Source organism: Bradyrhizobium sp. HKCCYLS1011 (genome assembly GCF_051167795.1).
GTDB lineage: Bacteria > Pseudomonadota > Alphaproteobacteria > Rhizobiales > Xanthobacteraceae > Bradyrhizobium.
Genome location: NZ_JBNPTT010000012.1, coordinates 293504 through 303747, shown reverse-complemented (window position 1 = coordinate 303747; position 10244 = coordinate 293504). Strand labels below are relative to the sequence as shown.

The 10244-nt window shown below is 63.7% G+C and carries 8 protein-coding genes; 4 read left to right on the top strand and 4 right to left on the bottom strand.

The features are described 5' to 3' along the window. The first annotated feature begins 800 nt into the window (after positions 1-800). Both ACQR1W_RS34045 and ACQR1W_RS34040 read left to right on the top strand, forming a co-directional pair. Entirely contained in the window at positions 801-1340 is a 540-nt protein-coding gene (locus ACQR1W_RS34045; RefSeq protein WP_008968391.1) for a TRAP transporter small permease subunit, read from the top strand. Next, the gene (locus ACQR1W_RS34040) at positions 1337-2935 is read left to right on the top strand and encodes a TRAP transporter large permease (protein WP_008968390.1); all 1599 of its coding nucleotides are present in this window, start codon (positions 1337-1339) and stop codon (positions 2933-2935) included. The genes ACQR1W_RS34045 and ACQR1W_RS34040 overlap by 4 nt, the downstream gene beginning before the upstream one ends. Positions 2936-2998: 63 nt before the next feature. Here ACQR1W_RS34040 and ACQR1W_RS34035 read toward each other — a convergent pair whose 3' ends face one another. The 4 genes from ACQR1W_RS34035 to ACQR1W_RS34020 form a co-directional block, all read right to left on the bottom strand. Continuing rightward, the gene (locus ACQR1W_RS34035) at positions 2999-4087 is read right to left on the bottom strand and encodes a TRAP transporter substrate-binding protein (protein ID WP_008968389.1); all 1089 of its coding nucleotides are present in this window, start codon (positions 4085-4087) and stop codon (positions 2999-3001) included. Between the two features lie 171 nt (positions 4088-4258). Then, positions 4259-5350 (bottom strand): TRAP transporter substrate-binding protein, encoded by a 1092-nt coding sequence (locus ACQR1W_RS34030; RefSeq protein WP_434854844.1) that lies wholly within the window; start codon positions 5348-5350, stop codon positions 4259-4261. Between the two features lie 180 nt (positions 5351-5530). After that, positions 5531-6655, bottom strand: a complete 1125-nt coding sequence (locus tag ACQR1W_RS34025; RefSeq protein WP_434854843.1) for an Mrp/NBP35 family ATP-binding protein — start codon at positions 6653-6655, stop codon at positions 5531-5533. A 129-nt stretch (positions 6656-6784) separates the two neighbouring features. Continuing rightward, entirely contained in the window at positions 6785-7231 is a 447-nt protein-coding gene (locus tag ACQR1W_RS34020; RefSeq protein ID WP_434854842.1) for a VOC family protein, read from the bottom strand. 194 nt (positions 7232-7425) lie between these two features. Between ACQR1W_RS34020 and ACQR1W_RS34015 the strand changes: the two genes are divergently transcribed. Next, positions 7426-8364 (top strand): NAD(P)-dependent oxidoreductase, encoded by a 939-nt coding sequence (locus ACQR1W_RS34015; protein WP_434854841.1) that lies wholly within the window; start codon positions 7426-7428, stop codon positions 8362-8364. A 235-nt stretch (positions 8365-8599) separates the two neighbouring features. Then, positions 8600-10198 carry a sensor histidine kinase gene (locus ACQR1W_RS34010; RefSeq protein WP_008968384.1) on the top strand — a complete coding sequence of 533 codons (1599 nt, stop codon included), beginning with the start codon at positions 8600-8602 and terminating at the stop codon, positions 10196-10198. The last annotated feature ends 46 nt before the right edge of the window (positions 10199-10244 follow it).

Genomic DNA, 10244 nt, shown 5'->3' with positions numbered 1-10244 from the left:
CTCAGATCCTGCGACGGGCGGTTGGTGAGAACCGCCCGTTCGCACTTCTTGGCACATTTGGAAGACACAAGAGCGCGTATACGCCGTAAGGCCATCGTGCAGGGAATGCCGGGATGTCTCGGCTGACCTGTGGTGACTGCCGCCTGCTTTCTTTGTTGCAGGCGGGCCATGGGTGCGGCCAGCGCCCGGCATTCCCTGCGCCTCTGCTTCAAGGGGCGGTCGAATTTTCCAAAGCTCGGACGCGATGTGCGCCGCGAGAACGGGGTGTCATATCCGCAAGCCCAGTGGAGCTGCCATGGCATGCACGGACGCAGGCCCGAAATCGAAACGAGCGCCCTGCTTCCATGCCGGCAGCGTTGGAACAATCCGCTCGGTTCTCTCCAGGTCGACAAGATTGCTTCGCGGTCCCGGTATCGCCCCTGCCCACCGGGCTCGCCCGATTCACCAACCCCGTGCAACCTGTTGTCCCCGCGTCAATTTGCCCATTTTCCGATTGACGGCGGGAAGCGGCGCTGAAATGGTGCCCCAGCTTTCGAGCCCGCACGGCCGGACAGGCCCCTGCCTATCAACGAGGCAGCCAAGACGCCGAACAAGAGCCGGAAGCGAGTTTGAGGGGGAGGACGTCTCGTTGCCATCGCTCCGAATGAGCCGCCGTGACTTTGCGCAAGTGACGCTTGGCGCGCCGGTGACCTGTCGCGAGCTTGGACGCCGTCGCATACCGGCGATGGGCCCCGGCGAAACCGTGCCTCTCTCGAGCACAGGCCTGCTGACCTGATGCAGCGGCCACGGCGGAGACCCTGATGCGCCCTTTGCTGGCAGTAAGTACGGCCATCGATCAGCTCAATGAAAAGATCGGCTATATCTGCAATGTCCTGGTGCTGCTGGCCTGCCTGGTCAGCGCCATCAACGCCATGATCCGCTACGCCTTCAGCTATTCGTCGAACGGCTGGCTGGAGCTGCAATGGTACATGTTCGCGCTGCTGGTGATGTTCGGCGCCTCCTATACCTTCCGCCGCAATGAGCATGTCCGGGTCGAGCTGCTTTACCTCTATCTGTCCGAGCGCGGCCAGCTCTGGCTCGACCTGATCGGCACGCTGTTCTTCCTGATCCCGACCTGCCTGCTTTTGGCCTATCTGTCCTGGCCGTTCTTCATGCAGTCCTATTCCGTGGGCGAGATCTCCGGCAATGCGGGCGGCCTGGTGCGCTGGCCGATCAAGCTCGTGATCCCCGCGGGCTTCGTGATGCTGGCGCTGCAGGGCGTCTCGGAGGTTATCAAGCGCGCCGCCGCCTTGCGCGGCGAGGTCACGATCGACGCCAAATATGAGAGGCCGACGCAATGATTACGCTGGAGATGATGCCGCCCATGATGTTCGGCGGCCTGGTCCTGGCGATGCTGATCGGCTTTCCGGTCGCGTTCACCTTGGCCGCCGTCGGTCTGTCGTTCGGCTTCCTCGCCATCCATCTCGGCTTCTTCGACCTCAACTTCCTGCAGGCGATCCCGGGGCGCATCTTCGGCAGCGTGCTGTCGAATGACCTCCTGCTCGCGATCCCGTTCTTCACCTTCATGGGCGCGATCCTGGAGCGGTGCGGGCTCGCCGAGGACATGCTGGATTCGATGGGCCAATTGTTCGGCCCGATCCGCGGCGGCCTCGGCTATTCCGTCATCATCGTCGGCTTCATCCTCGGCGCCATCACCGGCACGGTGGCGGCGCAGGTGATCGCGATGGCGCTGATCTCGATGCCGGTGATGATGCGCTACGGCTACAACATCCGTTACATCACCGGCGTGCTCGCGGCCTCCGGCACCATCACCCAGCTGGTGCCGCCTTCGCTGGTCCTGATCGTGCTCGCCGACCAGCTCGGCAAGTCCGTGGGCGACATGTATCTCGGCGCCTGGGGGCCCTCGATCTTCCAGGTGCTGCTGTTCGCCGGCTACACCTTCGCGCTCAGCATCATCAAGCCGAGCCATGTGCCGGCGGTGCCGAAGGAGGCACGGACGCTGACCGGCTGGGCGCTGTGGAAGAAGTGCCTGATGGGCATCATTCCCTCGGCAGTGCTGATCTTCGTCGTGCTGGGCACCATGATGATGGGCCTGGCGACCCCGACCGAAGCCGGCGCCATGGGCGCGGTCGGCGCCATCGTGCTCGCGGTGATCCACCACAAAGATTTCAGCTCGACCGACCGGACCATCCTGATCGTCGGCGTGATCGCGGCCGGCATCGGCACCATCGTCGCGATGCTCTACACCGAGAACCTCGTCTTCAAGCTCGCCTTTGCCGCGACCTATCTCGCCGTCGCCTGGCTCGGCATCCGCGCCGTGGGGATCCCCGATCTGCGCGACCTGATCAAGCAGGGCTACGAGACCACCATGCGCATCACCTGCATGGTCACGTTCATCCTGATCGGCTCGACCTGCTTCTCGGTGGTGTTCCAGGGCGTCTCCGGCGGCGAGTGGCTGGAGCACCTCTTAACCTCGCTGCCCGGCGGCGTCTGGGGCTTCCTGATCTTCATCAACGTGTTCATCTTCTTCCTGGCGTTCTTCCTCGACTTCTTCGAGATCGCCTTCATCATCCTACCGATGATCGCACCGATCGCGCAGAAGATCCTGGCGCCGGTGGTGGGACCGGAGGCGGCGCTGATCTGGTTCGGCGTCATGCTCTGCGTCAACATGCAGACCTCGTTCCTGCACCCGCCGTTCGGCTTTGCGCTGTTCTATTTGCGCGGCGTGGCGCCGAGGGAGGTCAAGAGCTCCGACATCTATTGGGGCGCGATGCCCTGGATCGGCCTGCAGGCGATCATGGTGCTGCTCGTGATCGCGTTCCCGATCACGGTGACGGGCCTGCTGGACAAGCCGGTCGAGGTCGACCTCAACAAGGTCAAGATCGAGGTGCCGCAGATCGACCTGCCGCCGCTCGATTTCGGCCCGCCGAAATAGTGACCGCGGGTGTCGGGAATGCCGCAGCAACGGCTCGCACCGCCGCTGCGGCTTTCCCTGCGCTCAGCTCTGCGACCGTCGTGCCATGAAGTTGTCGTAGCCGACTTCCGCGACCTGGAACCACGAGTAGCAATTGTTGGAGTAACTGGTCAGCGACTCCAGCACCTTCTTGAAATTGGCGTTGGTCGCGGCGACCTCGGCATGCAGCTCCTTGGCTGCCTTGTACGAGGCTTCCATGATCGGCTGCGAGAACGGGTGCAGCTTGGCGCCGCCCGCGATCAGCTTGCGCAGCGCCAGCGGATTGGCGCTGTCGTATTTCGCCATCATCCAGTTGTTGGCGTAATGCCCGGCCTGCTCGAGCAGCCTCTGATAATGTTTCGGCAGTGCGTTCCACTTGTCGAGATTGATCATGGCAAGCAGCATCGGCCCGCCTTCCCACCAGCCGGGGAAGTAGTAATGCGGCGCGACCTTGTAGAGGCCGAGCTTCTCGTCATCATAGGGACCGACCCACTCGGCCGCGTCGATGGTGCCCTTCTCCAGCGCCGGATAGATATCGCCGCCGGCAAGCTGCTGCGGCACGCAGCCGAGCTTCTGCATCACGCGGCCGGCGAAACCGCCGATGCGGAATTTCAGGCCCTGGAGGTCGTCGACCGTGTTGATCTCCTTGCGGAACCAGCCGCCCATCTGGCAGCCGGTGTTGCCGGCCAGCAGCGAGACCACGTTGTAGCTCTTGTAGAAGTCGTTCAAGAGCTCCCTGCCCCCGCCCAGCATGTACCAGGCCTGGTTGATGCGCATGCTCGGGCCGAACGGCACCGAAGAGCCGAAGGTGAAGGTCGGGTCCTTGCCGAAATAGTAGTAGGACGCGGTGTGACCCATTTCGACGGTCGCGCTCTGCACGGCATCGAGAACCTGCAGACCGGGGACGATCTCGCCGGCGGCAAAGGTCTGGATCTGGAATTTGTTGTCGGTGGCTTCGCCGACGATCTTGGCCATCATCTCGGCGCCGCCATGCAGCGTGTCGAGCGACTTCGGCCAGCTCGTCGTCATGCGCCATTTGATCTCGGGCATCGATTGCGCGATGGCGGGCGCGGCAATCGATGTGGCACCGGCTGCGCCGAGCCCGGTGACCTTGATGAAATCCCTGCGCTTCATGGCGTTCTCTCCCTGTCGGATGATGTGTCTGGATATTTTCCGCAGCCTTCTTGCGAGGCCTGGGTTCCAGTCTGGATCATCCTGTCGCGGAGTGCCATTGCGAAACCGTTCCGCAACGCAAAAGCCCGGCCGCAAGGCCGGGCTTTCGATCGTCTTGCCGATCCAGCGCGATCAGCCGCGGGTGCGCGAGCGGATCATGAAGGTATCGAAGGTGTACTCGGCGACCTGCCACCACAGATATTCGTCGGACCGGTAGGCCTGCATCGCCTCGATCGACTTCTTGAAGTCGGGGTTCTTGGCGGAGATTTCCGACCACAGCTCGTTGGTCGCCTTGAGACAGGCTTCCAGCACCTCGTTGCTGAAGGGGCGCAGCTGGGTGCCGCCGGCCACCAGGCGCTTCAGCGCCGCCGGGTTCTGCAGATCGTAGCGCGCGGCCATCCAGCTGTTGGCGTTCGCGGTCGCATTGGTGAGGATCGCCTGATAGCTCTTCGGCAGCGAATTCCACTTGTCGAGATTGCAGAAGGCGTGGACGGTCGGACCGCCTTCCCAGAAGCCCGGATAGTAGTAGTACTTCGCCACCTTCTGGAAGCCGAGCTTCTCGTCATCATAGGGACCGACCCACTCGGCCGCGTCGATGGTGCCCTTCTCCAGCGCCGGATAGATGTCGCCGCCCGCAAGCTGCTGCGGAACGACGCCGACCTTCTGCAGCACCTGGCCGGCGATGCCGCCGATGCGGAATTTCAGGCCGGAAAGATCGGAAACGGTCTTGATCTCCTTGCGGAACCAGCCGCCCATCTGGGTGCCGGTGTTGCCGCAGGGGAAGCCGATCACGCCGAACTTCTTGAAGAACTCGTTGCCAAGCTCCTGGCCGCCGCCCTGATACCACCAGGAATTCTGCATCCGCGCGTTCAGGCCGAACGGCACCGAGGCGTAGATCGCAAAGGTCGGATCCTTGCCGACGTAATAATAAGACACCGTGTGGCTCATCTCGACGGTGCCGTTCGCAGTCGCATCCAGCGCCTGCAGGCCGGGGACGATCTCGCCCGCCGCGAAGACCTGGATCTGAAACTTGTTGTCGGTCATCTCGGCCACGTACTTGGCCACTTCGGTGGCGCCGCCGAAGATCGTGTCCAGCGATTTCGGAAAGCTGGAGGTCAGCCGCCACTTGATCTCCGGCATCGACTGCGCGACCGCCGGCGAGGCGACCGCGGCCGTTGCCGCCGCACCGGCAGCGGAGACCTTCAAGAAATCACGACGCTTCATCAAGTCTTCTCCTTTTTGGGGCGTTCTTCCCATTTGAAAACGGACGCTCACTCGGTCATGCGCGTGCCCGCATCTGTCCGAGGGCGCTTCGGTCGGGGGCCTTTAGCACGGAACTACGGGGGCGGAAACGCGACCATCGCAGGGGGCGACGATCTACACCCGAGAAAATGCTGCGGCGCGTCACGCCGCGGCAATGGCGCCTTTGAGCTGGTCCCGGACCTGGCCTGCTATGGCACGATAGATCGCCGCGTGCGGCCCTTCGGGCGCGCTGACGACAACCGGGGTGCCGGCATCCGAGGTCGCGCGGATATCCATGTGCAGCGGGACCTCGCCGAGGAACGGCACACCCAGCTGCTCCGCCTCGTGGCGCGCTCCGCCATGGCCGAAAATGTCCGAGCGGGTGCCGCAATGCGGGCACTGGAAGTAGCTCATGTTCTCGATGATGCCGAGCACCGGCACATTCACTTTCCGGAACATCGCAAGCCCGCGCCGCGCGTCGATCAGCGACAGATCCTGCGGGGTCGAGACGATGACCGCACCCTTCAGCGGCACATTCTGCGCGAGCGTTAGCTGTGCGTCGCCCGTGCCGGGCGGCATGTCGACGACCAGCACGTCGAGCGTGCCCCAGGCGACGTCGCGCAGCATCTGGGTAATGGCCGACATCACCATCGGCCCGCGCCAGATCATCGCGGTCTGCTCCTCGACGAGGAAGCCGATCGACATGATCGACAGGCCGAAGCGCTGCAGCGGAATCATCTTCTTGGTGTCGTCGAGCCCGGGCTTGTCGTGCAGGCCGGTGAGCCGCGGGATCGAGGGGCCATAGATGTCCGCATCCAGAAGCCCGACCTTCAGCCCAAGATCACGCAAGCCGAGCGCAAGATTGAGGGCGGTGGTCGACTTGCCCACCCCACCCTTGCCGGAGGCGACCGCGATCACCGCGGCGACGCCGGGGATCTCGGCCTGGCGGGCCATCGGCGAGCCCGCAGGATGCTGCGGAGGCGGCCGATGGGCTGCGGCCGGCTGAACGCCCGGTGCCCGCGGCGGCGGCGCTGCGCCTGGCCTGCGCTCCGCAGTCAGTGCGATCATCGCCATCGTCACCCCGGGAATGGCGCGGACTGCGGCCTCGGCCTGGGCGCGGGCATCCTCCCAGGCGCGCGCCTCGGCAGCATCGACGTTGATCGAAAAGAACACCTTGCCGTCATTGGCCGTGATCGGCGACAGCACGTTGGCGTCGGGCAGCGCCACTCCCCGGGGCGAGCGCACCCGCCTCAGAGCTTCGAGAACCTGTTGCTGGGTGACGCTCACGCCGCCTCTCCTGAAAAACTTCAGAGCGCGCCACATCGTCGCGCTCTATCCTCTTGGTTGGACATCATCTTCCGGTCCGGCCGGGTCGATCCGGCCTGCGCTTCGGATGTTCCAATAAAGCGCGCCGGCTCAAAACGCCACCTTGGTTCCCATATCGGAATCCGTTTCGACCGGTGCAGAATCGCCCTGCTCTTTGGCTGCCTCGTAATTGAGCTCGATCATCACCCCGTTGGGGTCGCGCACGAAGATCTGCCAGAGCTCACCGCCGGGAACCTGCCGGGCGTCGAACGCCATGCCCTTGCCTGCCAGCCGAGCTTTCATCCCGGCGAAGCCACGGCTGACGAAGGCAACGTGATGGACCACGCCGGAATCCGGCTTCTGCGGCTCCGAGGTCTGGGCGATGTCGACCAGATGCACCACCGGCCGGCCTTCGCTGTACATCCACGCGCCGGGAAAGGCGAAGTTCGGCCGCGGGCCGTTCTCGAGCCCCAGCACCTCCTCATAGAAGCCCACCGTCTCCGCGAGCTTACGGGTCCGGATGTTGAAATGGTCGAGCACACCCACGCTGACGCTCATGCGAGACACTCCCTGGCTGGTTCGTTGGCTTTCTGGATTTCGTTGTCGCAGGACGGATTTGCAAGCCGTCATGATCATGCCTCTTTAGCACGGGCCGGCGCCACCGTATGCGTCACGAAGCCGTTGCCCTCGCCCCTCAAGCGTTTATGGTGCGGCGTCCAGCGTCCGGCGCAGTCCCCCGGCGGGACGCTGATGTGGTCCTTCAAGAACAGCCCGGCCATCCCCAAGGCCGCCGGCGAAAAACCAAGGTCAAGGTAGCTCACATGGCTAAAGTCGCTTTCATCGGTCTCGGCGTCATGGGTTTCCCCATGGCAGGACATCTCGTGAAGAAGGGCGGTCACGAGGTCACGGTCTATAACCGCACCGCGGCAAAAGCGAAGGAATGGGCCGACAAGTTCGGCGGCAAGACCGCACCCACCCCGAAGGCCGCGGCCGAGGGCCAGGAGTTCGTGATGTGCTGCGTCGGCAACGACAACGACCTGCGCTCGGTGACGATCGGCTCGGACGGCGCCTTTGCCGGCATGGCCAAGGGCGCGACCTTCGTCGACCACACCACGGCCTCGGCCGAAGTGGCGCGTGAGCTCGATGCCGCAGCCACCAAGGCCGGGTTCAAATTCGTCGATGCCCCGGTGTCAGGCGGCCAGGCCGGCGCCGAGAACGGAGTGCTCACCGTGATGTGCGGCGGCACCGCGGAGGCTTATGCCGGTGCCGAGCCCGTCATCGCGGCCTATGCCCGCATGTGCAAGCTGCTGGGTCCCGCCGGAAGCGGACAGCTCACCAAGATGGTCAACCAGATCTGCATCGCGGGCCTGGTGCAGGGCCTGTCGGAAGGCATCCATTTTGCGAAGAAGTCCGGCCTCGATGTGGCCGCCGTGATCGAAACCATCTCCAAGGGCGCCGCGCAGTCCTGGCAGATGGAAAACCGCTACAAGACCATGAACGACGGCAAGTACGATTTTGGCTTTGCAGTGGAATGGATGCGCAAGGATCTCTCGATCTGCCTCAACGAGGCCCGCCGCAATGGCGCGCATCTGCCGATAACCGCGCTGGTCGACCAGTTTTACTCCGAAGTCGAGAAGCTCGGCGGCAAGCGCTGGGACACATCGAGCCTGCTGGCGCGGCTGGAGAAGTGAACGGGACGACTGGTCCGATCGCTTCTGGCACTTGACGGCAAACCGTTCGAAACGCCCGCCCTTCGGCGGGCGTTTCTGCATCACGTTGCGGCGCCTCACGACTAGCGACCAAAGGTTAATTTAACGCCGCATTAACGGAAATGTTTGGTTCTCTATAATCCCTCTTAAGGATTTCAGGCGAGTTATAGACAATGCGAAAAGCCCGTGCGGCCGCGGGCAGGACTTGTGTTGTTTGATGAGTAACTCCGCTGAAACGCCTGAGGTCGTCGAGCTTCCGGCAGAGCCGCCGGCGCTCGCGTCTGCGAGCCAGCGCCGGGCGGCGCAGCAGCGGGTGCGCGAGGCGCGCGACCGGTTAACATCGACATCAGGAACGCGGCCGGCGTTCGATCGCGAGCTGTTGCGCCAATATGCGCAGACCCGGATTTCCGCCTCCTATGTCGTGATGCTGCTGGTGGTCGCGACCGGCATGCTGTTCAGCGTCTGGATGCAGCCACTCCCGGCAGCCGCCTGGACCTGCGGTATACTCTGCATCCACATCGCGATCGTGCGCACCTGCAGGAGCTTCCTCGGCGAAAAGCCGTCATTGGCGGCGACGCGGCGCTGGCGCAAGCGCTTCGTGCTGCTCGACCTGCTCTACGGCATCTGCTGGATGGCGGTGCTGATCGACCCGGCGCTGTCGGATGTCTCCGGCACGTTGATGATGTTCCTGATGCTGCTGGTGATTGCAGTCTCCAGCATGCTTGCGGCCAATCTGCCGCTTGCCGCTTTGGCAGCGACAGCGCCGGTCACGATCGCGATCGCGCTCAACCTCGCGCTGTCGAGCAAGCTCGACAATTATGTGCTGGCCGCGTTTGCGGTCGCGGCCGAGGGCTATTTTGCGCTGCTGGCGCATCAGCTGCATTCGACCACGCTGGCCACGCTCGAAGCACGTGCCGAGAAGGATGCACTGATCGGCGAGCTCGAACAGGCCAAGGCGATTTCGGACGAGGCCCGCTATCGCGCGGAGGCCGCCAACGTCGCCAAATCGCGCTTCCTCGCCCAGATGAGCCACGAGCTCCGCACGCCGCTGAATGCCATCCTCGGATTCTCAGAGGTGATGAAGAGCGAGATCTTCGGCGCGCATGCCGTACCGGTGTACAAGGAATATTCCGCCGACATCCATAACTCCGGCGTGCATCTGTTGAACCTGATCAACGAAATCCTCGATCTCTCGCGGATCGAGGCCGGGCGCTACGAGCTCAACGAGGAGGCGGTCTCGCTGGTGCATGTCGTCGCCGACTGTCATCATTTGCTCAAGCTGCGCGCCTCCAGCCGCGCGCTGACCATCCACGAGGTGTTCGAGCGCAATATGCCGCGGCTATGGGCGGACGAACGTGCGATCCGCCAGGTCGTTCTCAACCTCTTGTCCAATGCGATCAAGTTCACGCCGCAGGGCGGAGATATCTGGTTGAAGGTCGGCTGGACCGCCTCGGGCGGCCAATATCTCAGCGTCAAGGACACCGGCTCCGGCATCCCTGAAAACGAGATCCCGATCGTGCTGGCCTCGTTTGGCCAGGGCTCGAACTCGATCAAATCGGCCGAGCAAGGCGCAGGGCTGGGGCTGCCGATCGCCAAGAACCTGATCGAGATGCACGGCGGCACATTCACGCTGAAATCGAAGGTTCGGATCGGCACCGAGGTCATCGTCACCTTCCCGCCGGAACGGGTGATGTCGGCGCTGGGCCCGATGTCGGACGAAGCGCCGCCGCTACAGCCGGAGCCCACGACGCAAGCCACGGAGGAGAAGCGCAGGCCGCGGTCCAAGCCGATCATGAATGCAGGAACGGGGCTGTGACATGGCCGCACTTGCACTCGCGGTGGAATGGCCGTCACTATCTAAC